Genomic DNA, 24,037 nt, shown 5'->3' on the forward strand with positions numbered 1-24,037 from the left:
GCATCTGTACCGGCAAAGCGCCGGCAGATTTTCTACAATGAAACGATCCCCCGCCGCCGTGCATCCGAGCTTCGATGCGCAGTGGTGAGCACGCGTTACTTGTTTGTTGCGTCTGTGTTGCCGACCGGAGCGAAGATGAGCGAACCCTCAATCGATGCCGCCCGCCGCGATCATGCCGGCTGGATTTTCGTCCACCTCGAAGGCGAGCCGTATGACCGCGGCGAACAGCACGGCCAGTTGCTCGCCACGGAGATTCGCAACGCGGTTCACACCGCGCGCTACCTCGCGAAGTGGGACACCGGCGAAGACTTCGACACGTTCGTCGAGGCGGCGGTCTCGCAGTTCGCACCGAAACTCGACCGCGAATTCACCGACGAAATCCAGGGCATCGCCGACGGCGCGAAGCTGCCGTTCGCGGAAGTGCTCGCGTGGAACGGCTATATGGATCTGTTGCAGAGCTGGTGGCCGACCCATGCGACAGCGGCGCAGCCCCAGCTCGGCGTGAAGCCATGGCGCGGCCGGCGCGGCCATCATTGCAGCGCGTTCATTGCGACCGGCAGCGCGACGCGCGACGGCCGCATCGTGATGGCGCACAACTCATGGGATCGCTACGCGGCCGGCGATGCGTTCAACGTCGTGTTCGACATCGTCCCCGAGTCGGGCCACCGCATCCTGATGCAAGGGCTGCCCGGCTGCATCTCGAGCCTGACGGACTTCTGGGTCACTGCGGCCGGACTGATGGTGACCGAAACGACGATCTCGAACTTCGTCGGCTACAACCCGGCGGGCGCTCCGGAGTTCTACCGGTCGCGGCGCGCGAGCCAGTACGCGAACAGCATCGCCGAATGGTGCGAGATGTTCGCGCTCGCCAACAACGGCGGCTACGCGAACAGCTGGCTGCTCGGCGACGCGAAAACCGGCGAGATCGCGCGCTATGAACTCGGCCTGCATTACTCGGGCTTCGAGAGCACCAAGGACGGCTTCTACAGCGGCTACAACACCGCCACCGATCTGAAGATCCGCAACCAGGAATGCATCGGCGAAGGTGACGACTATACGGACGTCCGCAAAAACGGCGCGCGGCGCCTCCGCTTCATGCAACTCGAAGAACAGCATCACGGCAAGATCGATACCGAACTCGCGAAGCAGATGATCGCCGATCACCACGACGTCTATCTCGATCGCGCCGATAACCCGTGCTCGCGAACCGTCTGCGGGCATCTCGAGCTGGACGACGCGCGCTTCGGCGGCTCGGACCACGGGCCGTTCAATCCGTGGGGAGCCAACGACGGTAAGGTAGTCGACAGCGAGATGGCGCGCGATATGGCGTTCTACGCGCGCTGGGGGCACCCGTGCGGGCGGCCATTCGATGCGCAGGCGTTCATGAAACGCCATCCGCAGTGGAACTGGCTCAACGGTTATATGCGCGACCGGCCGTCGTGGCCGTGGACGCGCTTCGACGTGCAGCGCTGAGAGCTCGCAGCCTCAAAACGCACGACCGTTCGCACTAACGCTTGTTCGTCCCCGGTTGGTTGCAACCGTGCGTCGCCACCACCGACGCTTGCAAGAATTGCCGTATAAGATGGTAGAAAGCGCGTCTCGCTGCGAAGCGACTGCGCGCCCGGCGTCCGTGTCTGCGCGGCCGGCGCAAATGGCACGGCGCTTGCTGCGGCCCTTGCGCCGCATGAGGAAAGGAGGTCGCGCGATGAAAACCTCGACGCTGATGACCATGGTGCTGCTGTCTGCTTCGTGTTTTGCCGCGCCGGCGCATACCGCACGCGACAGCACGGAGGCTACACTTGCCGACCGGGCGGATGGCCTGTCCACCAACCCTGCTTCCGCCGGCTCAACGGCCGCGGGAAGCGCACCGCAGCAGTGGGAAACCATTGCGCTGCCGAAGTCCCGCCATCTGAGCCACGCCTTCGACGCCCCCGACGAGCATCTGCAAACCTGAAACCAGGCGTTCGCCGCACAACGCTTCAGGCCGGCACCGGCAAATCAGCCGGCGCCGCGCCCAAACACAACCCGCCCAAAAAATTCACCGAGCACCGACTGGATCATATCGTCCGAGACGTTCTTCGGATCGGTCGTGACCATCGATTGCACACCGTCGCACAGCGCCATCAGCCCCAGCGCCAGTTGCTCCTCGGGCAACGGCAGCGGGATACCTGTCTGCACCGAAAACTCGCGAATATAGGCCGCAAGCTGTTCGCGCTTCTCATACATGAACGCGTTGAAACGCACGCGAAAGCGCGCGTCGCGTGCTGCGAGCAGCTTGGCTTCGGCCCATAGCAGGAAACATTTCTGATCGAGAGGCAGACGGCTGTAGTACCGCAGCACACGGGTTTCCATTTCCTCGCGCGTGTTGTCGCCCGCGAAGATATCCTCCAGCTCCGTCTGCATCAGGTCATGGTCGCGCCGCAGCAGCTCGAGAAACAGCTCCGGCTTGCTGCGGAAGTTCGAATAGAACGCACCGCGCGTATAGCCGGCCGCGGCCGTGATGTCCTCGACGCTGGCCGCGGTGAATCCCTTCTTCATAAAAATGGCTTGCGCAGCATCGAGCAGGCGCTGGCGCGTCTGGTCCTTGCTCTGCTCACGGGTAAGGCGGGTTCGTTTCATGGGCCGAAGTCTAGCATCGAATGGATTTCGATTCACTTGCACACTCAGATACAGGTATGTATTAGAATGCGAGTCAGCATTTTAGGCAAGGGCTTCGACTCCTTGTCTACAAACGTGCCCTTATTCGCTTTCTGTAGATCGGAGTCATCGTGAATCGTCCCGGTTCTCGCGCAGCACAGGCGCTGCGCCCTTCGTCCCGACGGCCCGTGCCGTTGCGCCGCGCAGCGTACGCGCTGGTTCTGTCCAGCGTCGTCCTGCTTGCCGCGTGCCAGAAGAAAGAAGCTGCCGCGCCCACGCCGCGGCCCGTCGTTGCCACCGCCGTACAGGCGGACGGACGGCCCAACACCATGACGCTGCCGGCCGAAGTCCAGTCCCGCTATTCGACCCCGCTGTCGTTCAGGATTGCGGGCAAGATCGTCGAGCGCCGGGTGCGGCTCGGCGATACGGTGAAGAGCGGCGAGATCGTCGCGCGCCTCGACCCCGCCGATGCGCAGAAAAACGCCGCCAGCGCGCAAGCCCAGCTCGACGCCGCACAGCATCGTCTGGTGTACGCGAAGCAGCAACTCGATCGCGACCGCGCCCAGGCGCGCGACAACCTGATCGCCCAAGCCCAGCTCGAACAGACTGAAGATTCGTACGCCGCGGCGAGCGCCCAGCGCGACCAGGCCGCGCAGCAGGCCGCGCTGTCGAAAGACCAGTTGCAATACGCGACGCTCGCCGCCGACCACGCCGGCGTGATCACCGCCGAGCAGGCCGACACAGGGCAAAACGTATCCGCGGGACAGGCCGTCTACAACCTCGCGTGGAGCGGCGACATCGATATCATCGTCGATGCGCCCGAAAGCGCGCTCGCCGCGCTGGCCGTCGGCCAAACCGCGAAGGTCACGCTCGCCGCGTTGCCGGGCCGCAGCTTTACCGCGCGCGTGCGCGAACTGTCACCCGCCGCCGATCCGCAAAGCCGCACATGGCGCGCGCGGCTCACGCTCGAAAACCCCGGCACCGACGTGCGCCTCGGCATGACTGCCGACGTCGCGCTGAACGGCAACGCCGCGCAGTCCGCCGCGTCGTTCACGGTGCCCGCCACCGCCCTCTTCCACGACGGTAACGCGCCGGCCGTATGGGTCGTGCGCACCGACGACGTGCTCGAACTGCGCCGCGTACAGGTCGCACGCTACGAGGAACGTACGGTCGCCATCTCCAACGGCCTGAAGAACGGCGAACGCGTCGTACTGCAAGGCGTGCATACGGTCACCGCAGGCGAAAAGGTACGCGTGATGGCGCCGCTGCATCCCGAGGACTTCGCGTCATGAGCGCAGCACACGAAGAAGGACGCTTCAATCTGTCCGCGTGGGCGCTGCGGCATCAGGCGCTGGTCGTTTTCCTGATCACACTCGCCACGCTGTTCGGCATCATGGCGTACACACGGCTCGCGCAATCGGAAGATCCACCGTTCACGTTCCGTGTGATGGTGATCCAGACCTTCTGGCCCGGCGCCACCGCGCGGCAGGTGCAGGAACAGGTCACCGACCGGATCGGGCGCAAGCTGCAGGAAACACCGTCGATCGATTTTCTGCGCAGCTACTCGCGACCCGGCGAATCGATGATCTTCTTCACGATGAAGGACTCCGCGCCGGTTGCCGATGTGCCGCAAACCTGGTACCAGGTGCGCAAGAAAGTCGGCGACATCGCGGCGACGCTGCCGCCCGGCGTGCAGGGACCGTTCTTCAACGATGAGTTCGGCGACGTCTACACCAATATCTACACGCTGCAGGGCGACGGTTTCTCTGCGGCACAACTGCACGACTACGCGGACCAGTTACGCACGGTCCTGCTGCGCGTACCTGGCGTCGGCAAGGTCGACTATTTCGGCGATCCGAACCAGCACGTCTACATCGAGATCGCCAACACGCAGCTCACGCGTCTCGGCATCTCTCCGCAGCAGCTCGCCCAGGCGATCAACTCGCAAAACAGCGTCTCGCCCGCGGGCACGCTAACCACCACCGATGACCGCGTCTTCGTGCGCCCAACCGGCCAGTTCGGCGACGTGAAAGCGCTCGCCGATACGCTGATCCGCATCAATAACCGTTCGTTCCGCCTCGGCGACATCGCGACGATCAAACGCGGTTACGACGATCCACCGTCGACGCACATGCGCGCTGGCGGCCACGACGTGCTCGGCATCGGTGTGACGATGCAGCCTGGCGGCGACGTGATCCGCCTCGGCAAGGCGCTCGACACGAGCATGGCGCAGTTGCGCGCATCGCTGCCGGCGGGACTGAAACTCGTCGAAGTATCGAGCATGCCGCACGCCGTGTCGCACTCGGTCGACGACTTCCTCGAAGCGGTCGCCGAAGCAATCGCGATCGTGCTGGTGGTGAGTCTGGTGTCGCTCGGCGTACGCACCGGCATGGTCGTCGTGATCTCGATTCCGATCGTGCTCGCCGTGACCGCGCTGTGCATGTATCTGTTCGATATCGGGCTGCACAAGGTCTCGCTCGGTACGCTCGTGCTGGCACTCGGGCTGCTTGTCGACGACGCGATCATCGCCGTCGAAATGATGGCCGTGAAACTCGAACAGGGCTGGACCCGTACCCGTGCGGCTGCTTTCGCCTATACGAGCACCGCGTTTCCGATGCTGACCGGTACGCTCGTCACGGTAGCGGGCTTTCTGCCGATCGCGCTCGCCAAATCGAGTACCGGCGAATACACGCGCTCGATCTTCGAAGTGTCCGCCATTGCGTTGATCGCGTCGTGGCTTGCCGCGGTCGTGCTGATCCCGTTGCTCGGGTATCACCTGTTGCCCGAGCGCAAGCGCGCAACGCCTGAGCACGCCCACGCTGAAGGTACGACTGAAGAACACGAACACGAACACGACATCTACGACACGCGCTTCTACGGCCGCCTGCGCGGTTGGATCAGCTGGTGTATCGAACGACGCTTCGTCGTGCTCGGCATCACTGTCGCGTTGTTCGTCGTGGCGCTCGCGGGTTTTACGCTCGTGCCGCAACAGTTCTTCCCGAGTTCGGATCGCCCCGAACTGCTGATCGACGTACGGCTACCCGAAGGCGCATCGTTCGAAGCAACATTGCGGCAGGCGCAACGGCTCGAGAAGACGCTCGATGGCCGGCCGGAAATCGATCATATGGTCGACTTCGTCGGCACCGGTGCGCCGCGTTTCTATCTGCCGCTCGACCAGCAACTGCCGCAAGCGAACTTCGCACAGTTCGTCGTCACGGCGAAGAGCGTCGAAGATCGCGAGAAACTCGCGCAGTGGCTCGAACCGATCCTGCGCAATCAATTTCCCGCGATCCGCACGCGGCTCTCGCGGCTCGAAAACGGCCCGCCGGTCGGTTATCCCGTGCAGTTCCGTGTGAGCGGCGACGACATCGCGACCGTACGTGCAATCGCCGAACGCGTTGCCGCAACGATGCGTGCCGACGCGCACACGACCAACGTGCAGTTCGACTGGGATGAACCGGCCGAGCGTTCGGTGCGCTTCGAGATCGATCAGAAGAAGGCGCGCGAACTCGGTGTCACCTCCGACGACGTCTCGAGTTTCCTCGCGATGACGCTCTCGGGCTACACCGTCACGCAGTATCGCGAGCGCGACAAGCTGATCAGCGTCGATCTGCGCGCACCGAAGAGCGAGCGCGTCGACCCGTCGCAGTTGCTGACGCTCGCGATGCCGACGCCTAACGGCCCGGTGCCGCTCGGCACGCTGGGCGCGCTGCGCAACGACCTCGAATACGGTGTGGTGTGGGAACGCGATCGCCAGCCGACGATCACCGTGCAATCGGATGTCATCGCGAATGCACAGGGCATCGACGTCACGCATGCTGTCGACGGCGCACTCGATTCGATTCGCCACACGCTGCCGGTCGGTTATCGCATCGAGATCGGCGGCGCGGTCGAGGAAAGCGTGAAGGGACAAACCTCGATTAATGCCCAGATGCCGATCATGGTGATCGCCGTGCTGGTGCTGCTGATGATCCAGCTACAGAGCTTCTCGCGCGTGCTGATGGTCGTGCTGACGGCACCGCTCGGGCTGATCGGTGTCGTCGCGACGCTGCTGATGTTCGGCCAGCCATTCGGCTTCGTCGCGATGCTCGGCGTCATCGCGATGTTCGGCATCATCATGCGCAACTCGGTGATTCTCGTCGACCAGATCGAGCAGGACATCGCGGCCGGTCATCAACGATTCGATGCAATTGTCGGCGCCACTGTGCGCCGCTTCCGGCCGATCACGCTGACCGCCGCCGCCGCGGTCCTAGCGCTGATCCCGCTGTTGCGCTCGAACTTCTTCGGACCGATGGCGACCGCGCTGATGGGCGGGATCACGAGCGCCACGGTGTTGACGCTGTTCTATCTGCCTGCGCTCTATGCAACGTGGTTCCGCGTGCGCGGCAGCGAGCGCGATCCGCACGCCGACGCATCTGCGCATTCGGGAAACTGATTATGAACACCTCTTCCTTGCGTCGCGCTACAACCGTACTGTCCTGCGGCGCCGCCCTCGCCTTCGCGCTCGCGGCATGTTCGTTCGGTCCGAACGGCACGCCGCCCGTGATGCCGCAACCGGCCCATTACGGCGCCGAACCGCAACCCACCCAGACAGTGCAGGCCAACGGCGTCGCGCAGCAGTTCGTCGCCGGAGCGCAGGCGGTGCCCGAATGGTGGAAGCTGTATCGGTCGGACGACCTGAACGCATTGGTCGACGAAGGGTTGCGTAACAGCCCGACGCTGGCCGCCGCCGACAAGAACCTCGCGGCCGCGCACGAACAGTTGCGCGCGCAGATCGGCAGCTCGCTGCTGCCGACGATCGACGCCAACGGCCAGGCGACCCGCGAGCGGGCACTCGGTTTCCCGAGCCTCGGCCCGAACACATCGCTCTACAACGTGTTCGTCGGCCAGATTCAGGCGAACTACACGCTCGACCTGTTCGGCGCAGCTCGTCTCGCGGACAAGGCACTGGCCGCCCGCGTCGACACCCAGGCGTACCAGTTCGATGCGGCGCGCCGCGCGCTCGCGGCAAACATCGTGTCAGCGGCAATCAACGCGGCGGCACTGCACGAGCAGGTGGACACGACTGAGCGTCTCGTCGTGCTCGCTAACCAGCAGGCTGACGATACGAAACGGCGCTACGAACTCGGCGCGGCATCGCACAGCGATCTGCTCAGCGCACAACAGAGCGCGGCAGCGCTGTCGGCGAGTCTGCCTGGCCTGCGTCAGCAATGGCTGACGACTCGCCATGCGCTCGCCGTGCTGCTCGGTCGCACACCCGACGCAGCACCGGCCGATCTCGATCTCGCCAGCCTGCATGTACCCGAAAACGTGCCGGTTTCAGTGCCGTCCGATCTGTTGCGTGCACGGCCCGACATCCGCGCCGCGGATGCGACATTGAAAGCCGCCGCGGCCGAAGTCGGTGTCGCGACCGCGCAGATGTTTCCGAGCCTGTCGTTGACGGCGTCGATGGGCAAAGGCGGCTTCAGCTGGCCACTCGCGACGTCGGGCGCGGGTGCGCTCTGGAGTATCGGCGCGTCGCTCACGCAACCGATCTTCCACGGCGGTGCGCTGTTCGCGCAACGCCGCGCAGCCGTCGATACCTACGAGGCCTCGGTCGCGCAATATCGTCAGACTGTGCTGGCCGCGTTCCAGAACGTCGCCGATACGCTCGCATCGCTCGAACACGACGCCCAGGCACTCGATGCCGCGAGTACGGCGGCACGCTTCGCGCAGCAGATCTTCACCGAGACGTCGGCACGCTATCGCCTTGGTGCGGTGGCGGTGACGAACACGCGTTCGAGCGAACAGCAATATCGCAACGCGCGACTCGATGAAATTCGCTACACGGGCGCGCGGCTCACCGATACGGCCACGCTGTTCCAGGCGATGGGCGATCCGCTGCCTGCGACTGCATCTACATCTGCGGCAACGACAACAGCGACGGCCTCACCAGCATCGACCAGTGCCGCACACGACTGAATCGCAGCGGGGTTATCCGCAGTTCATGTTGAACAGGCTGTTGAAAACCTTCGGACAAGCGCGCTAACGCGTTGAGCGCACAGTGCTTTTGCAGGGTGATGCGAAAAGTGTCGCGTCGTCACGCGATCGATGCAAAACGCGATCGTGTGACGACGAAGTTATCCCCAGTTTCTGTTGACAGAGCTGTTGATAAGTGTCGCGCAGCGACTCTAACTATCTGATGTGAATGGCATTGCCGTCGCGGGTGCGCAGTCATGCAGGTCCGCACAGGCTCGGCGCTAACGACAACGACACACTCGGGCGATTGCGTCCGCACACGGTCGCGCAACGCAACCCTGCGCGGATCGCGACGTTGTCCACAGATTGTGTTGAAAGACCTGTTGATAACACCCGGACAACCATGCCAGGTGTTTGAATGAAGGCAGCTTTCCGCTGCTGCTGGCCGATACGCCGTGCGTGAACGCACACAGCGTCCACGCACGGCGGGATCAAGACCCGATCAAGGCTTGTTCGATTCGAACAGATCGAGAATCTGCTGTTTCTCACCCGACGATACGGTCGGCACCGGAGGCGGCGTCAGCCCACCCGGATTGCCCACGGCATCGGTCCCGCCCGCGAGCGGATTCGCCGCATCCATCCCGATGCTCGCCACAAACCCGTTGCCCGGCGTAGCGTCGGCAAAGAACAGCTCGCCATCCACCGTCGTGACGGTATCGGGCATTGCCGGTTCGGCCTGCGGTACGCCGCGCAACGCACGTTGCATGTACTCGACCCAGATCGGCAGCGCGAGTTGCGCGCCGAATTCGCGACTACCGAGCGATTTCGGCTGGTCGTAGCCCATCCACGCCACCGCGACGAGCGATTGCTGATAACCGGCGAACCAGCCGTCCTTCGCATCGTTCGTGGTACCGGTCTTGCCCTGCAGGTCCGAGCGATGCAGCACGTTCGTCCCTGCGCCGGTACCGGCCGTCGCCACCGAGTGCAGCAGGCTGTTCATGATGTAGGCGTTGCGCGGTGTCAGTGTCTGCGGCGCGTCGCGACCGGCCACGAGCGGCTGCGCTTTCGACAGCGGTTCACCGCGCGCATCGTCCACTTCCGCGATCAGATACGGATTGATGCGATAGCCGCCGTTTGCAAACACCGAGTACCCGCCCGCTGACTGCAGCGGCGTAACGAGACCCGCGCCGAGGGCCATCGGCAGATACGGCGGCGTCTTGTCGACATCGAAACCGAAACGCTGCGTAACGTAGTCCTGCGCGTACTTCGTGCCGATAAACGACAGGATGCGGATCGACACGAGGTTCTTCGACTTCTCCAATGCGAGGCGCATCGACATCGGACCTTCGGGCTGATCGTCGTCCTTCGGTTCCCATGCGTCGCCGCCGGGTGTCGTCGGCGGGAAATACAGCGGCGCGTCGTTGATGATCGTAGCCGGCCCAAGACCCTTCTCGAGCGACGCCGAATAGATAAACGGCTTGAAGCTCGACCCCGGCTGACGCCAGGCCTGCGTTACGTGATTGAACTTGTTCTTGTTGAAATCGAAGCCGCCGATCAACGCGCGAATCGCGCCGTCCTGCGGCGTCAGCGACACGAGCGCGCCTTCCACCTGCGGCAACTGCGTGATCTGCCAGTTGCCCTTCGCATCGGCAATCAAACGCACGATTGAACCGGGCTTGATGCGCAGCGTCTGCGACGCGCGCGGCGACAGCGCCGCGGCCACGAATCGCAGTCCGTCGCCGCTGATCGTCGCAACCGTACCGTCGAGCACCTGAGCCGTCACCTGCTTCGGCCCCGCTGCGGTCACGACAGCCGCGATGATCTCGCCGTTGTCGGGGTGATCGGTGAGCGTGTCTTCGATCGCCTGATCGCGGTCGTCGCCGGGCGGCGGCAATTCGACATACCCTTCCGGTCCACGATAGCCGTGGCGGCGTTCGTAATCCATCACGCCCTTGCGCACCGCATCGTAGGCTGCCGTTTGATCGGCGGAATCGATCGTCGTCGTCACGTTCAGGCCGCGAGTATAGGTTTCGTCGCGGTATTGCGCGTACATCATCTGGCGCACCATTTCGGCGACGTACTCCGCATGCACGCTGTATTCGTTGCCGGCCGTCTTCGTATGGATGTCTTCCTTCACGGCCTGATCGTATTGATCCTGCGTGATGTACTTCAGATCGAGCATCCGCTTCAGGATGTATTCCTGGCGAATCTTCGCGCGCTTCGGATTGACCACCGGGTTATACGCGGACGGCGCCTTCGGCAGCCCCGCGAGCATCGCCGCTTGCGCCAGCGTCACGTCCTTCAGGTCCTCGCCGAAATACACGCGCGCGGCCGCGGCAAAGCCGTAGGCACGCTCGCCCAGATAGATCTGGTTCATGTACAGCTCGAGAATCTGGTCCTTGGTCAGCGCGCGTTCGATCTTGTACGCAAGCATCATTTCGTAGATCTTGCGCGTGTAGGTCTTTTCGCTCGACAGGAAGAAGTTGCGCGCCACCTGCATCGTGATGGTGCTCGCGCCCTGCGATGCGCCGCCGTGCATCAGGTCGGCAATCCCCGCCCGCAGAATACCGAGGAAGTCGACGCCGCCGTGTTCGTAGAAGCGGTAATCCTCGATGGCGAGGACCGCTTTCTTCTGGATGTCGGGGATGTCCTGGAAGCGCACGAGGCTGCGACGCTCTTCGCCGAATTCGCCGATCAGCACGTGGTCCGCGGTATAGACGCGCAACGGTACCTTCGGACGATAGTCGGTCAGCGAATCGAGCGACGGCAATTGCGGTCCCATCACGACGAGCGCATAACCGATGATCAGCGAACCGATCACGGCGAGCGTCGCAAAGAATCCGGCAAACCACAGCGCGAGCGTCACGCCGAACGAACGTCGGCGCGGCGTGTGGTTTTCGCGCGGTCGTCCCGTGGGGGTTCCGGCGTTGAAGCGGGGTTCGCGATCTCCGGACTGGCCGGGCGACTGGGAAGAATGCGGTCGTTTAATGATAGGCATGACTGGAATGGTTGGCGCGTCGCGGCGCATCTTCGGCGCCCGAACGGACGGCGCTGCGCGAGGCAGACACCGCCATGCGGCCCCAAGCCCCGGGGTGCCGCATGGTGCGCCGGACAAAGATGCCGGCGCAACTTAACAGCGCATTCTAAAGAAATCGAGCGGCCTGTTTGCCAGTTTTTTTGTAAGAATTCCCTCACTCATGGTCCCGCGGACGCCCACGCCACCCCGTTTGTACCGCGCGGACACGCCGTCCGGCCGGTCTGTGCGATGCCCGACGGTTATCAACAGAAAATGTTGAACACCCTGTGGACAAACCCGCCGAAAAGCGTACAACTTGTTGAAGTCACGGCATTTTCATGTGCCGCCCGGTTTCGCATCCGGGCAACTCGACTTATGATGAAGTCATCAGGCGGCGGCGCACACGGCATAGCGTCCCGCGCCCGCAGGAAACGAAATCAACAAGGCACGTGAGCGGATCATGAACAAGCCTACCGAACGCATCGTCGTATTCGTCACGCCCGCGCAGAAACGCGCGATCGCCGCGAGCGCGGAAGGCCTCGGGATCAGCGTCAGCGAACTGATGCGCCGGGCCGTGCTCAGCTTCGGCGCGACCAGCGAACAGGTGAAGGCCGCCAGCATCGTCGATCGGCTCAATGCACCGCGCGAACCCGATGCATTGAACGAGGCATTGCAACGCGTCGCGCGCACTGCGACGAAACAGCGTACTGCACCGCGTGCAGCGACAAAAGCCGCGCCCGTGGTCGAACCGCGCGACACGTCCGATCCATCGTCCGCCGGTGCGCCGTTCGGCGAACATCACGGCGCCCCGCTCTCGGTACCCGACGCACTGCGAGCGCATCACGACGCGCTCGCCGCAACTGCGGCAGCTGTCGCGGCGGCCGCCGGCGCGCTCGATGCACCAATGACCGACACCAGCGCCGAAGACCTGCAGGCAGCCGCAGAAGCCGCTGCGCGCGTGACCGCGGCCAAAGCTGCGTCCCTCGCTGCAAACGCCGCCAAAGCACCCCGCACGCGCCGCGCAACCCGTTCCGAAGAAGACGACTCGCATCCGGACCCGGCAACCCCCGACGGACATTTCGCCTGACCGGCCAGCGCTGCAACGTACAACGTCGACGACTTGCGAATAGCGACAAAAACGACAATAAAAAACTCCGCCAATAGACGTTCACGATACCGTTTTGAAACACATGTAAAACGGTTTTGGAAACCGGCGTTTTAAGACCGTTTTAAGGGAGGCCGTGGTGTAATATCCGCGGACAGTCTGGCCCTTTAGGATCTTTTACGATCTTTCGCCACAGGTAGCATCGTCAGCAGCTTATTCGTGGCCGGACTATTGCAATTCGCATGGGTGCCCCGATGTCCGGGTCGGCACCGCTGCGCACAGCCTGTGCAGCACGCGTTTTTCGCGCGGCGCAGGCTGGCGCTGGACGCCGGGCGCCGTTTTCAATCAATGGAGGGTTTCATGTCGCTTATTGACAGCATTTCGCGCACGCTCAAGGGTCTTCTCAACGACGCTGCCGATTCTGTGCAGGACCCGTCGCGCGACTCGCGGCAGATCGTTCGCGAACTCGACGACAGCATCGCGAAAGCGGAAAACTCGCTGATCGAGATTCAGGCGCAGGTCGCCACGCAGCAAAGCAAGCGCGACGTCGCCGCAGATAAAGCGAAGAAGTACGAAGACGGCGCGAAGCGCGCGCTGCAATCGGGCGATGAAAACCTCGCGCGCGAAGCGCTCGGCGCCCAGGCGAACGCGGAAGCCGAACGCAATGCGCTCGCGAGCGAACTGTCCACGCTGGAGCCTTCCGTCGACCAGCTCAAGCAGCAGATCGACGACATGCGTCAGCGCCGCAACGATCTGAATGCGCGCTCTAATATTCTTCAGGCGAAGCAGCAGATCGCGCAGGCCAAGGATGTCGCGGCCAGCGCGCTCGGTGGGATCGGCGGCAAGAATCTGTCGGAAGATTTCCAGAAGCTCGAAGACAAGGTAGCGCTGTCGAATGCGCGCTCCGACGCCCGCCTCAATTCTGCCGACACGAAAAGCGGCAAGGCCCTCGACGACAAGCTCGCGGATCTGAACCGCGGTCCGTCCGTCGAAGACCGTCTCGAAGCACTGAAGAAGCAGTTGAACACGCCTGCGCAGTAGTCTGGTTGGCAGGACGGGTATCTCACTACCGCGCAACCATCTTGCATGAAATCGGCACCGGTGCCCCGCACCGGTTCCGGTCGACACATGGAGACGGGCGGCTAGCCGCCCGGTCCGCATCATGAAGAAATTCCTCGCAGCAGCGTGTCTGTCGCTGATGCTCGCTTCGACCGCTGCGTTCGCGGTGCCGAGCGTCCAGCAGATCGAATCGGCGATGTCGCAGGGCAACTGGCAACAGGCCGATAGCGGCCTGACGCAAGTGCTCGAAGCGCATCCGAACAATGCGCACGCGCACTACCTGTACGGTCAGGTGCTCGATCGCGAAGGCCGCTCCGGCGACGCGCTCGCGCAGATCCAGCAGGCGAAGACACTCGATCCGCAAATCCGCTTCACCGATCCGACGCGTTTCGCGCAGACCGAAGCGCGGATTCGTCGTAACGCCGAGCAGAGCGCAGGCGCCGCGCCTGCGAACCGCACTGGCAACGCGATCGTTCAGCAGCAGACCACGGCGTTTGCGCCGCAGGCGCCGCAACGCCACGGCCCGTCGATCGGTTCGTGGATCGGCATCGCTCTGCTCATCGCGGTGATTGCGTTCGTGCTGCGCTGGACGCTGCGACGCGCCCGCTCGAACGACGATACGCGTAGCGACGATGAACGCCGCACGCAATTGAAACGCGCCACCGATCTGCTGAACGCGGTCCGTTCGCTGAAGCTCGACGTGCGTTTGTCCACCGCGCCCGGACACGATGTGCTCGAGAAGGAAGTCGAAGGCGTCGAAGGACAATTGCGCGAGCAGGTCGAAGCGCTATCGAACGGCAAGAACCCGGTGCCGCCCTATCAGCTCGACGAACTCGACCGTCGCGTAGAAAGTCTGAAAGCGCGCGCCGATGGTCGCCCCGATCCGTACCCTGCCGGCGCAGCACCGGTACCCGGCCAGTCGCCGTATGCCCGCGAAGCGGATGAACGCTTCGGTCGCTCGCAGGAACCGCCGCCGCCCTACTATCCGCAACAGCAGCCGCCCGTCATCGTCCAGCAAGGCGGTGGTTTCGGTGGCGGCATGGGCGGGCTGCTCACCGGTGTATTGCTCGGCGAAGCGCTGAATTCGGGCCGCGACCGGGTCGTCGAGCGTGACGTGGTTGTCGACGATGAAGAAGCACGACGTCGCGCCGCCGGTGGCGATAACGGCGGCCTCGATTTCGGTCGGGGATCGAACGACTGGAACGATGGCGGCGGGGGTGGCGGCGTCGATATGGGCAGCAACGACGATTCGGGCGGCTGGTCCGATACGTAAGCGATCACCGTTTCAAACATCGCAGTACCGTTGTTCCGACACCCTGCGTGCGCGCTGCATGCAGGGTGTTTTTCTTTTTCATCAACGCCCGTCAATACACAGCGCGTAACGCTACCGGCTCACGACGCTGCCACCGGCGCGGCCGGATCGTGCTGCACGAGTACGATCGCCCCAGCAAACAACCGGATGATGAAACGCTCCGCATAGTCGACCAGCGCCTCGCGATTCACCGCGTTCACGATGTACTCGTGCGACAGATGAAACAGTTGCAGCACGATCTGCGTGCAGATTTCGTCGATCGTCGCGCGCGACAGTGCCGGCATCAACTCCAGTTGCACGACGTCGTCGGCCATTTCGGCGGCGACCTCGTTGAGGTTCGCGCGCACCGCTTCGCGCAGCGCGGGCGACGTGCCGTGATATTCGGCGAGCGCGCTGAGAAACGCCTCGCGATTGTCGAGCGCGAACGCAAAAAAAGCTGCGCTGGCGCGCCGCGGCACACTCATCGGTTCGTCGTGTGCGGCAAGCCAGCGCTCACGCCGCAGCATCGGCCGTAGACGCCGGCTCACCCAGGCGACCGCCTCGCGCGCGAGCGCATCGAGCGTATCGAAATGGCGATAGAACGTGTTCGGGTTGAGCCCCGCCTCGCGAGCCAGTTCGCGCAGACCGAGCGTTGCGAAACTGCGGCCGCCGGCCGTGAGCCGCAGCGCCGCTTCGATCAGCTTGCGCTTGCCCGGGGCAAGCTCCTGATCCAGATCAAGCTCGGATTCGATGCCGGGTTCAAATTCCATGATGTCCTGCAAAACGGCGTGGAAGGCCAGATATGCGTGCACTCTAAACGATCTTGACGGGATGTGTACAGTTGTCTACTCTCTGCCAGATGCGGTAGACACCTGTAGACATTGCGGTAAACACTGAGGCGGCAGCAGCCGCTGACCAGGGAGACACATCACATGGCAAGCCTCGAATCCATCTCGCCCGCACAGCCGGCTCCGCTGCCGCGCCGCTCGCTCGCCGCGCGGCTTGGCATCACCAGTGTGCCGCGCGCCGATCTGCGCAGTCGCTACACGCAAAGCAGCTCGAAATTCGTGCAGATCATGGGCGGCGACGTGCACTACGTCGAACAGGGCACGGGCCCACGTACGCTCGTGATGATCCATGGTTTCGCCGCATCGCTGCATACGTGGGATGGCATCGCGGGCGATCTTGCGCGCGAGTACCGCGTCATTCGCCTCGACCTGCCGCCGTTCGGCGTAACGGGGCCGCTGCGCAACGCGTCGGGCGGCATCGAAACCATGAACCTGCCGACCTATCGGCGCTTCATCGATACGTTCATGCAGGCGATCGGCGTGACGCGTGCAACGCTGATCGGCAATTCGCTCGGCGGCATGATTGCGTGGGACTACGCGGTGCGGCATCGCGAGGCGGTGGAGCAACTCGTGCTGATCGACTCGGCCGGCTTTCCGATGAAGCTGCCGATCTACATCGACCTGTTCAACTACGCGCTGGTCCGCGCAAGCTCGCCCTGGTGGCTGCCGGAGCCGATCGTGAAGAGCGCGGTGCGCAATGTCTATGGCGATCCGCGCAAGCTGTCGCCGACCACGCTGCGCCGCTATATCGAGTTTTTCCATGCGGAAGGCGCGCGCACCGCGATCGGCAAGATGGTGCCGACGCTCGATTTCAAGGAAGTCGACACCGACACGATGAAGACGCTCGACGTGCCCACGCTCGTGCTGTGGGGTGCAAAAGACCGCTGGATTCCGCCTGCGCACGCCGCGGAATTCACGCGTCGTATTCCGGGCTCGCGCTCGATCATGTACCCGACGCTCGGGCACGTTCCGATGGAGGAATCGCCCGAGCAGGTACTGCGCGATTTACGCGCGTTTCTCGTGGAGAAAACGGCGGTGCAGCCGGCCTGAACGTGCGGGCCATTTCATCGACCGTCAGCCCGTAGCGCGACCGACGTAAACACGCGTGTCGTACCTGAATTCGATCGTGCCGTGCTGTTCGGTGCGCTCGAACAGATTGCGCAATGCGGCGAGCAACGGCGCGTGATTCGGGTGCCCTTCCTTGGGCGCATAGGACGACGACATCAGGCGCCCTTTCAGTCCGTCGAAATCGAGCTGCTGCGCATTCGGGAAACATCCGCTGCCGACGAAACGCGGACCGAACCAGCGGACCATCGTTGCATCGTCGCCATAGGTATCGGCGACTTCGCGATAGCCGACGCCGTAGCGCTGCAACAGCGCCTCATACTCTTCCAGAAACACCGAACCGGTGAGCAAGCGGCTGTTCCAGAACAGCGCGACACGTCCCTGTGTCGTGAGAATGCGCGCGAATTCGTCGCGTACCGTCACCGGATTGAACCAGTGGAATGCCTGGCCCGCGATCACCAGATCGACGCTGCCTGCGTCGAGCGTGGTCGCTTCAGCGGTGCCGGCGACGCTGCGATACGACGGTGCGCTACCAAGCCATGCGTCGGCGGCTGTGCGCATCGCCTGATTCGGTTCGACCGCGACCACCGGATGGCCCGCATCGAGAAACAGCTTCGTCGAAATACCGGTGCCCGCGCCGATATCGGCCACCCGCGCATCGCCCGCTACCCCGCACTCGCCATGCAGAAAATCCACGACGTCGCGCGGATAGGTGGGCCGGTATTTCACGTAGTCCGCGACGCGGTCGGTGAAGCGCTGGGTGGAATCGAAACTCATCGGGGGATCCTCTTGTAACGGAACGTAAGCGATTGAAGCGGCCTGCGTGGCATTGCGCGACGCGCATCCAACGTTACCCGAGTTCACCGCTCGATGCATGACGTCGGGCTTTCATCCACCGCCGAGAAAACGCAGCAGATCCCACACAAAGCGGCAGACAAGCACAATCAGCTCCCATAGCTGGACAAGCTGGTGCCAGAGTCCGACGCGGAAAAGTCCTTCGATCATCGATACAGACAGTGTTGATTCGAGGCGTAAGTAAAAACAAGGCAGGCGAAAACCTGCCGACGATTCCGCATGATATCGGCCACGGGACATCCCGTATCAAGTTCCGCGTGCGTGCGCCGTAAACGCGGAGAGCAGGCGAGGCGTTCGCGCAGCACGGCAACGACCCCGCTGCCGCCAATCCCGCCACCTCTCGCGTGGGATCGATCAGGAGACACCGTCATGCCGCGCTTCAGTTTTTCCCGTCTGCGCAACCCCGCCCGTTCGCGCACGGTAGTCGGGGATATCGCCGCTCAGGCGGGTACCCTGGGCATCGAGATCTGCGATGTGTCCGGCCACGTCGACGAAGTAGCCACGCGCATCCAGAATCAGGCCCATGTGTGCCGGGCGTTACGCGATTCGGCGGCGCAAACGATGGCGGGCAATCACCGCATCGCCGAAGCCGCTCGCGAAATGCGCAGCGTCAGCGCGCGGGCCGCAACGAGCGTCGAACAGTCGCAGCAGACGCTCGAAACATCGCTCGCGGATATTCACGGGCTGGTGGAAGGCGTCACGGTGATCGAAAGCCAGATCGGCGCGCTGCGTGCCGCGCTCGCGCATGTGAGCCGCGTGTCGGAAGAGATTTCGCTGATCGCGCGACAAACCCATCTGCTCGCGCTCAATGCCGCGATCGAAGCAGCACGGGCTGGTGACTCGGGCAAGAGTTTCGCCGTGGTCGCGGCCGAAGTGAAGAATCTGTCCGCGAAAACGGCACAGGCCACCGGTCAGATCGAAACGACGCTCGCGCAACTCACGCAGCAGACCGAGCAGTTGATTGCGGAAGGGTCGGTCAACACCGAACGCGCCCATCGTGTGCGCGAAGGCACGCGCATGATCGGCGATGTCGTTCACGCAACTGGGCACGCGATCACGCAACTCAACGACGAAGCAAGCCAGATCGCGACACTGACCGGCGAGATCGAAACGCAATGCAACGGGCTCGAAGCGCAGGTGCTGGAACTGGCGGGCGGTGTCGAGGATTCGAGCGAGAATTTCGTGCAGGCGAAAAACCGGCTCGGCAATCTGCTCGGTGTGTCCGAGACCTTGATCGAACTGACCGCGGCAGCCGGTGTCGAGACGACCGATACGCCGTTTATCGAAGCGGCCCAACATGCCGCCGAGAAAATCGGCAAGACCTTCGAGGCCGCGGTGGCCCGCGGCGATATCGCACTCGACGATCTGTTCGACGCGCACTACGCGCCGATGCCCGGCACGAATCCGCCGCAGTTCATGACGCGCTTCACGCTGTTCACCGACCGCGTGCTGCCCGCGATCCAGGAGCCGCTGCTTTCACTCGATCCGCGCGTCGCGTTCTGCGCCGCCGTCGATACACACGGCTACTTGCCGACACATAACCTGAAGTTTTCGCAGCCACAGGGCACGGACCCGGTGTGGAACGCGGCGCATTGCCGCAACCGGCGACTCTTCGACGATCGCACCGGGCGCGCCGCAGGCACGCATACGAAGCGCTTTTTACTGCAAACGTATCGGCGCGATATGGGTGGCAATGCGTTCGTGCTGATGAAGGATGTGTCCGTGCCGATTTTTGTCGGTGGGCGGCATTGGGGTGGATTGCGGATTGGGTATAGGGTTTGACAGCGGGGTTTGACAGCGTTGCGCGGCATCGTGATAGATTGGCGACCTGTGTTTCCTGACGGGATCACATAACTGAATAACTGACATTTCGGAGGTTCGTGTATGAAAGCTCATTGCGAATTGATGTTTGCAAAATCCACCTTCAAACCATCTTCGCAATGGAATCATGTCCAACACGAACTCCGACCCGTTTCGCTTCTCCACGATCGCGCATCGTAACCATCATTACCTTAGCCCGCTCTCGATCGGTAAGGCCCGGGGGCTGCTCCGAAGCCTGACAAGCGGTCTTTCCGCGCAGGACGTCGTGCTCGACGCTGGCTGCGGCAAGGCTGCCTTGCTCCGCGAAGCACTCGATATGTCGCCGGCACACGGCGTAGGTGTCGATATCAACCCGCGTTTTCTCGACGAAGCGCGCTGCCTGTTCAGCGATGCTTCGCCCGGTGATTCACGACTCGCTTTGCTCAACTGCCCATTGCTCGAACATAGTCCACCGCCACACGGCTACGCGGCGATCATCTGCGTCGGCTCGGTACATGCATTCGGTTCGTTCGACGAATGTCTGCGCCGCAGTGGCGACTGGCTCACACCCGGTGGGCGCCTTCTGATCGCGGACGGCTACTGGAAGCAACCGCCATCGCAGGCATACCTGGACGTCCTCGGCGGAACCGCGGACGAATTTGTCTCTCACGCCGAAAATGCGCAACGTGCGAGCAAACATGGTTATGCCGTGTTGCGAACCGCCACCAGCAGTGACGACGAATGGGATGAATATGAAGGCGAGTATTGCAGCGCAATGATGCAATACCTCGCATCGCATCCCGACGATCCAGACTCGGCGGAATTCTCGCTTCGTATGCAGCGATGGCATCAAGCCTATCTGTACTGGGGGCGAGCGACACTCGGTTTTGGTTATTACCTGCTTGCGCGTCGCTAAACGCTTTCGAAATGATGGCCCGGCTCCGTCGCTCTCGCGACGCCGGGCTTGGTCTCTTACTTCATTGCTTCAGCCGGCACCACTCGGCTTCAAAGAGACCACGCCGCCCTCTGCAGAACCACGCGATAACCGTCGTGGTCTTCGAACGTCCGCCCCGACACATCCCAATACGGATTGAACGACGGCACGCCAACGAAACCGTTTTCAACCAGACGGTCACAAGTCGATTGCCACTCGTCACCGTCGGGCACGTAAAACACCAGCAAATCCTCGTGCGTCGGCGACGGCGCAACCGGATGCGTGCGGCACTGCGTGAACTCGAAGTGATAGTCCATGCCGGACCTTCCCAGCATCACACCGTCGAACCCCTGATGGTCCTGAAATCTCGCCAGCGCAACGAGGTTGAGCGCGGCGCAATACATGCGCTCCGACCTGGCAAGATCGCTGACGGGTCGGGCGACTCTGAGATGTGTCTGCATGGAAGGTCGTGGTAAGAAAGGTGGTTGGGAATGCCGGAAAAACCGCGTGACTGCGGCCGAAACTACTGTACACGCTGGCACGCCCCACAAGCCAACAGAAAGCTCCCTCCTCTACCATCACCTCCACGACAGCGAAGGGGCGCCTCACACCTGCCCGCTTCCGGTCGCACTGACTGCCATCGATGATGACGGCTTTGTGTCGGCTACCCACTGGCTGCGGAGAAATCCATGCTCGGAACAATTGGGCGGTACGGTTGGGCAACGCTCGGCGCGCTCACTGCGTGCGCATGCCTGCTATCGATGCCGGCACATGCAGAAAATGTCGTCATCGGCGTGAACGTCGTCAACCCGATGCGCGCCAGCATCGCCGACCAGAACGCTGTCTTCGCCCAGTTGAAGGCCGCGGGTGTGCATGTGATCCGCTGCGGCATCACGGCCGACTCCAAAGGTATCGATTACGCCAGACGGGCCGCCGCGCAGGGCATCAAACTACAGCTCGGCGTCAGCCCGACCTACCCGCCCGATGCGCCCAGGCGCCCCTATCAGCCGGCACTCTTTCCGCAGATGTGGAGCGGTCCGCCGTTGTCCCTTGCCGACCCGGCTCTCTCTCGAACCTCGTTCCAGTTCATCTTCGATCAGCTGGACGCCAACGGCATCGCACTTGCCGGCGTCGAGCTCGGCAACGAGATCAACTGGGCGGCTTTCAACTCCGAGTTTCCGTTACCCGGCGAGGGCAAGATTCTCAGTCTCGCCGATCTTGCCCACGATCCCGAAGGCAAGCAGATCGCCAAAGGATTCCTCCAGTACCTGAAGATCCTCGCAGTCCTCAAAGACGTGCGGGACCATTCGAGCATCAACCGGAAAACGCCGATCATCTCCGCCGGGTTCGTCGATGCGCAGGACGGTGCGAAGCTCTATAACAACCGGAAAGAAGACATGGTCAGTCTCTCTGCAACGCTCGCGTTTCTTCGTGCGCACGGTCTCGATTCGCTCGTCGATGCATATGGGATTCACACCTATCCCTCGTCCGCACAACCGGGCAATGCCGCCACGGCCGCGGCGCGCGCTGCCCGCCTGAACGACGTCACTTTCGCGGAATGTGGTGTACAGGGTGCCTCGGGGAGCGCCAAACCCTGCTGGGTCACCGAATGGGGTTTTCCCAATAGCGACTTTTCGTGCCCCTCGCAGGATGCGAGCCGCACGCTGCTCGTTCAGGAAGTCCATCGGGACTTCGCACAAATGGCGGCCCAGCGCCGTCTGGTCGGTATCACCTGGTTCGCGTGGAACGCCGACCCGTGGTCGAAAACGCCGAACCAGGACAACATCTATCGCTGCGACGCGCTCATGCCGAGTGGCCGCGCAGCCATCAAGCCGATCGCACTCGGCGGATAGATATAAGTAGAGCGCAATAAACCTGTCGACAGCTCACCCCATCACGGTGGCGACGTATGCCAGAGAGGACTTGCTGCGGCCGATTGAATGATGATCGCGCTGTCGTCGGGCAGGAGGAAGCCGTCCCGCTCAAGTTCGCGCGTCGCGCGTCGAACACGGTTCACATACTCGTCGCGCGTCGTGTATCGCTCCAGAACGGGACGACGTCCATCGTGCGCTGCTTCGGCGTCCGCCTGTGTTCGGGGGAACGCGACGTAGGCGCCAGCAAGCATGCACAGAAAAGAAAGCGGTGGATTTTGCCGCGCGTTCGTGCCGAGCGGCGCCTCCATGTCGGGGAGCCTTACCCCTCCCATAGCATTTCCATCTTCGTCACGCTTCGGGATTTCGACTATCGCTTTGGGCAGATAACTCGGCGCGTGCAGAACCATCGGATCATTTTTGGCATCTTCAAGCGGCATGAGGTGGCTTTCCGGTGGCTCAGTTCCCTTCACCACCCAGTCTTCCAGGTGCAGTAGCGTTGCGCGTGAGACCGGACTCCAATCCAGTCTGGCCGGTGGTAGTTCGCAGTGGGTCTCCCGCAAAACGACGTGGGATGCACCCGCAATGTCATACACGCGGACATTGTCCGGAATGCGCCGCTCGGCTGTCCCTTCGGCCCCGGTACGCGACAGGGATGCTCGCAGCGAGAAGTAGTCGGTCGTGGAGTTGATGAGAATCATGCGAGGGGGATTCTCACCTCGCGCCTTGACCCGTTGAATGACGTCGCCGATGGTCAGCACGCCATCGTTGACGCCGCGAAATTCGGGGTTGCCGAAAGTCGGAACCTCGGCAGCGCTCGACTGCGGCCCCGTGCCCGATTGCATGATGGGCAACATGCCCGCGCCCGAGACAAAAATATGCATGCCGTCGAATACGCGATGCCCCTCCGTCATGTTGAAACCGTTCAGGAGGAAAGTTTTAAGGTATCGCCCCGATTGCGACTTGCCGGATGCGAGTGTCCACATGACAGCGCCTTGCAGGGGGTTGGCCGTGCCGGATTTATCGGACGTAGCATGCGCAAGGAAATCGGCGGCGTCTCTGACAATTGCGAAGCCGACACCTTCGATGAAGCGCTGCCGTCCTGATCCGTCGATAAACACAGGCAGGTCGGCACCTTTGCCCAGTTCCCACTGCACCTCAGCAACAGCGAAACCTCGATCCTGAAGAAAGCCCGTGCCCGCTTCAGTCGCGCCGGCCTCAAACGGCTCATCACGCGGGCTGTTGTAAAGCGCCTGTGCATAGGGACGACCCCGGTTAGGAATGTCGACCAGAAGCACACCGTTGCCGCTTTTCGGGTCCTTCGGAAAGGTCAAAGAGATTTTTTCTGAGTACTCGACGAGTCCATCGGCATTTCTCGGTGCCTTTTCAATGTCGGGAATCTTCTCGGTGGGTTGCAGTTCACCAAAGATGCGGCCTTCCCAGTGTTCGAATTCACCAGGTTTGAACGTGCCGTAGCTTTGCTTCGAGGTAATCTCCAGTCGGGTGACTCTGGCATCGGCTAAAGCCGGGAAGCCGATGCCAGTCATGAGCGCCGTGATCATGACGGCCATAGAGGTCAAATGCGCACGTGTCATCCA

General features: G+C 62.7%; 18 protein-coding genes. 12 read left to right on the forward strand and 6 right to left on the reverse strand.

Annotated elements, in window-relative coordinates; genetic code table 11:
• The first annotated feature begins 135 nt into the window (after positions 1–135).
• Positions 136–1,473: a C45 family autoproteolytic acyltransferase/hydolase gene (locus tag FNZ07_RS24125; protein WP_091014741.1), complete on the forward strand. Its 1,338-nt coding sequence runs from the start codon at positions 136–138 to the stop codon at positions 1,471–1,473.
• A gap of 232 nt (positions 1,474–1,705) precedes the next feature.
• A complete protein-coding gene (locus FNZ07_RS24130; RefSeq protein WP_091013491.1) occupies positions 1,706–1,954 on the forward strand; it encodes a hypothetical protein in 249 nt (82 codons plus the stop codon).
• A gap of 44 nt (positions 1,955–1,998) precedes the next feature.
• Here the strand turns inward: FNZ07_RS24130 and FNZ07_RS24135 are convergent, their stop codons facing one another.
• Positions 1,999–2,619 carry a TetR/AcrR family transcriptional regulator gene (locus tag FNZ07_RS24135; protein WP_091013495.1) on the reverse strand — a complete coding sequence of 207 codons (621 nt, stop codon included), beginning with the start codon at positions 2,617–2,619 and terminating at the stop codon, positions 1,999–2,001.
• A gap of 206 nt (positions 2,620–2,825) precedes the next feature.
• Here FNZ07_RS24135 and FNZ07_RS24140 point away from each other — a divergent pair, with 206 nt between their 5' ends.
• From FNZ07_RS24140 to FNZ07_RS24150, 3 genes are read left to right on the forward strand one after another with little or no spacing between them, the layout of a single operon-like run.
• Positions 2,826–3,929, forward strand: a complete 1,104-nt coding sequence (locus FNZ07_RS24140) for an efflux RND transporter periplasmic adaptor subunit (protein WP_407670679.1) — start codon at positions 2,826–2,828, stop codon at positions 3,927–3,929.
• Complete coding sequence (locus FNZ07_RS24145; RefSeq protein WP_091013504.1) at positions 3,926–7,072, forward strand: efflux RND transporter permease subunit; 3,147 nt, start codon at positions 3,926–3,928, stop codon at positions 7,070–7,072. Before FNZ07_RS24140 ends, FNZ07_RS24145 begins: the two co-directional genes overlap by 4 nt.
• Positions 7,073–7,074: 2 nt before the next feature.
• Positions 7,075–8,598 (forward strand): efflux transporter outer membrane subunit, encoded by a 1,524-nt coding sequence (locus FNZ07_RS24150; protein ID WP_091013508.1) that lies wholly within the window; start codon positions 7,075–7,077, stop codon positions 8,596–8,598.
• Positions 8,599–9,097: 499 nt separating this feature from the next.
• Here FNZ07_RS24150 and FNZ07_RS24155 read toward each other — a convergent pair whose 3' ends face one another.
• A complete protein-coding gene (locus tag FNZ07_RS24155) occupies positions 9,098–11,593 on the reverse strand; it encodes a penicillin-binding protein 1A (RefSeq protein WP_091013511.1) in 2,496 nt (831 codons plus the stop codon).
• A gap of 478 nt (positions 11,594–12,071) precedes the next feature.
• Here FNZ07_RS24155 and FNZ07_RS24160 point away from each other — a divergent pair, with 478 nt between their 5' ends.
• The 3 genes from FNZ07_RS24160 to FNZ07_RS24170 all read left to right on the forward strand — a co-directional run bounded on the left by FNZ07_RS24160 (position 12,072) and on the right by FNZ07_RS24170 (position 15,048).
• Positions 12,072–12,698, forward strand: a complete 627-nt coding sequence (locus FNZ07_RS24160; RefSeq protein WP_091013514.1) for a plasmid mobilization protein — start codon at positions 12,072–12,074, stop codon at positions 12,696–12,698.
• Positions 12,699–13,076: 378 nt separating this feature from the next.
• Positions 13,077–13,757: a PspA/IM30 family protein gene (locus tag FNZ07_RS24165; RefSeq protein ID WP_091013517.1), complete on the forward strand. Its 681-nt coding sequence runs from the start codon at positions 13,077–13,079 to the stop codon at positions 13,755–13,757.
• Positions 13,758–13,878: 121 nt separating this feature from the next.
• Positions 13,879–15,048, forward strand: a complete 1,170-nt coding sequence (locus FNZ07_RS24170) for a tetratricopeptide repeat protein (RefSeq protein ID WP_091013520.1) — start codon at positions 13,879–13,881, stop codon at positions 15,046–15,048.
• Between the two features lie 119 nt (positions 15,049–15,167).
• Here FNZ07_RS24170 and FNZ07_RS24175 read toward each other — a convergent pair whose 3' ends face one another.
• Positions 15,168–15,836: a TetR family transcriptional regulator gene (locus FNZ07_RS24175; RefSeq protein ID WP_177228290.1), complete on the reverse strand. Its 669-nt coding sequence runs from the start codon at positions 15,834–15,836 to the stop codon at positions 15,168–15,170.
• A 162-nt stretch (positions 15,837–15,998) separates the two neighbouring features.
• Here FNZ07_RS24175 and FNZ07_RS24180 point away from each other — a divergent pair, with 162 nt between their 5' ends.
• Positions 15,999–16,964 (forward strand): alpha/beta fold hydrolase, encoded by a 966-nt coding sequence (locus tag FNZ07_RS24180; RefSeq protein ID WP_091013523.1) that lies wholly within the window; start codon positions 15,999–16,001, stop codon positions 16,962–16,964.
• 24 nt (positions 16,965–16,988) lie between these two features.
• On the opposite strand, the gene FNZ07_RS24185 is transcribed toward FNZ07_RS24180, so the two are convergent.
• On the reverse strand, positions 16,989–17,756 hold the full coding sequence (locus tag FNZ07_RS24185; protein ID WP_091013525.1) for a class I SAM-dependent methyltransferase: 768 nt from the start codon (positions 17,754–17,756) through the stop codon (positions 16,989–16,991).
• Positions 17,757–18,203: 447 nt separating this feature from the next.
• Here FNZ07_RS24185 and FNZ07_RS24190 point away from each other — a divergent pair, with 447 nt between their 5' ends.
• Both FNZ07_RS24190 and FNZ07_RS24195 read left to right on the forward strand, forming a co-directional pair.
• A complete protein-coding gene (locus tag FNZ07_RS24190; protein WP_091013528.1) occupies positions 18,204–19,616 on the forward strand; it encodes a methyl-accepting chemotaxis protein in 1,413 nt (470 codons plus the stop codon).
• 166 nt (positions 19,617–19,782) lie between these two features.
• Complete coding sequence (locus FNZ07_RS24195; protein ID WP_091013532.1) at positions 19,783–20,550, forward strand: SAM-dependent methyltransferase; 768 nt, start codon at positions 19,783–19,785, stop codon at positions 20,548–20,550.
• An 89-nt stretch (positions 20,551–20,639) separates the two neighbouring features.
• Here the strand turns inward: FNZ07_RS24195 and FNZ07_RS24200 are convergent, their stop codons facing one another.
• Positions 20,640–21,029, reverse strand: coding sequence for a VOC family protein (locus FNZ07_RS24200; RefSeq protein ID WP_091013535.1), 390 nt, complete (start codon positions 21,027–21,029; stop codon positions 20,640–20,642).
• A gap of 228 nt (positions 21,030–21,257) precedes the next feature.
• Here FNZ07_RS24200 and FNZ07_RS24205 point away from each other — a divergent pair, with 228 nt between their 5' ends.
• Positions 21,258–22,421, forward strand: coding sequence for a hypothetical protein (locus tag FNZ07_RS24205; RefSeq protein ID WP_091013538.1), 1,164 nt, complete (start codon positions 21,258–21,260; stop codon positions 22,419–22,421).
• Between the two features lie 41 nt (positions 22,422–22,462).
• Here the strand turns inward: FNZ07_RS24205 and FNZ07_RS24210 are convergent, their stop codons facing one another.
• Positions 22,463–24,034, reverse strand: coding sequence for an alpha/beta hydrolase domain-containing protein (locus FNZ07_RS24210; protein WP_091013542.1), 1,572 nt, complete (start codon positions 24,032–24,034; stop codon positions 22,463–22,465).
• Positions 24,035–24,037: the final 3 nt, after the last annotated feature.

Source organism: Paraburkholderia megapolitana (assembly GCF_007556815.1).
Taxonomy (GTDB): Bacteria; Pseudomonadota; Gammaproteobacteria; order Burkholderiales; family Burkholderiaceae; genus Paraburkholderia; species Paraburkholderia megapolitana.

Excerpts from the sequence above, each read along its gene's own strand:
- FNZ07_RS24160 (WP_091013514.1), top strand. The coding sequence starts at position 12,072 with ATGAACAAGCCTACCGAACGCATCGTCGTATTCGTCACGCCCGCGCAG.
- FNZ07_RS24200 (WP_091013535.1), bottom strand. The coding sequence starts at position 21,029 with ATGCAGACACATCTCAGAGTCGCCCGACCCGTCAGCGATCTTGCCAGG.
- FNZ07_RS24135 (WP_091013495.1), bottom strand. The coding sequence starts at position 2,619 with ATGAAACGAACCCGCCTTACCCGTGAGCAGAGCAAGGACCAGACGCGC.
- FNZ07_RS24210 (WP_091013542.1), bottom strand. The coding sequence starts at position 24,034 with ATGACACGTGCGCATTTGACCTCTATGGCCGTCATGATCACGGCGCTC.
- FNZ07_RS24130 (WP_091013491.1), top strand. The coding sequence starts at position 1,706 with ATGAAAACCTCGACGCTGATGACCATGGTGCTGCTGTCTGCTTCGTGT.
- FNZ07_RS24185 (WP_091013525.1), bottom strand. The coding sequence starts at position 17,756 with ATGAGTTTCGATTCCACCCAGCGCTTCACCGACCGCGTCGCGGACTAC.
- FNZ07_RS24175 (WP_177228290.1), bottom strand. The coding sequence starts at position 15,836 with ATGGAATTTGAACCCGGCATCGAATCCGAGCTTGATCTGGATCAGGAG.
- FNZ07_RS24150 (WP_091013508.1), top strand. The coding sequence starts at position 7,075 with ATGAACACCTCTTCCTTGCGTCGCGCTACAACCGTACTGTCCTGCGGC.
- FNZ07_RS24180 (WP_091013523.1), top strand. The coding sequence starts at position 15,999 with ATGGCAAGCCTCGAATCCATCTCGCCCGCACAGCCGGCTCCGCTGCCG.
- FNZ07_RS24190 (WP_091013528.1), top strand. The coding sequence starts at position 18,204 with ATGCCGCGCTTCAGTTTTTCCCGTCTGCGCAACCCCGCCCGTTCGCGC.
- FNZ07_RS24205 (WP_091013538.1), top strand. The coding sequence starts at position 21,258 with ATGCTCGGAACAATTGGGCGGTACGGTTGGGCAACGCTCGGCGCGCTC.
- FNZ07_RS24195 (WP_091013532.1), top strand. The coding sequence starts at position 19,783 with ATGTCCAACACGAACTCCGACCCGTTTCGCTTCTCCACGATCGCGCAT.
- FNZ07_RS24170 (WP_091013520.1), top strand. The coding sequence starts at position 13,879 with ATGAAGAAATTCCTCGCAGCAGCGTGTCTGTCGCTGATGCTCGCTTCG.
- FNZ07_RS24125 (WP_091014741.1), top strand. The coding sequence starts at position 136 with ATGAGCGAACCCTCAATCGATGCCGCCCGCCGCGATCATGCCGGCTGG.
- FNZ07_RS24165 (WP_091013517.1), top strand. The coding sequence starts at position 13,077 with ATGTCGCTTATTGACAGCATTTCGCGCACGCTCAAGGGTCTTCTCAAC.
- FNZ07_RS24155 (WP_091013511.1), bottom strand. The coding sequence starts at position 11,593 with ATGCCTATCATTAAACGACCGCATTCTTCCCAGTCGCCCGGCCAGTCC.
- FNZ07_RS24145 (WP_091013504.1), top strand. The coding sequence starts at position 3,926 with ATGAGCGCAGCACACGAAGAAGGACGCTTCAATCTGTCCGCGTGGGCG.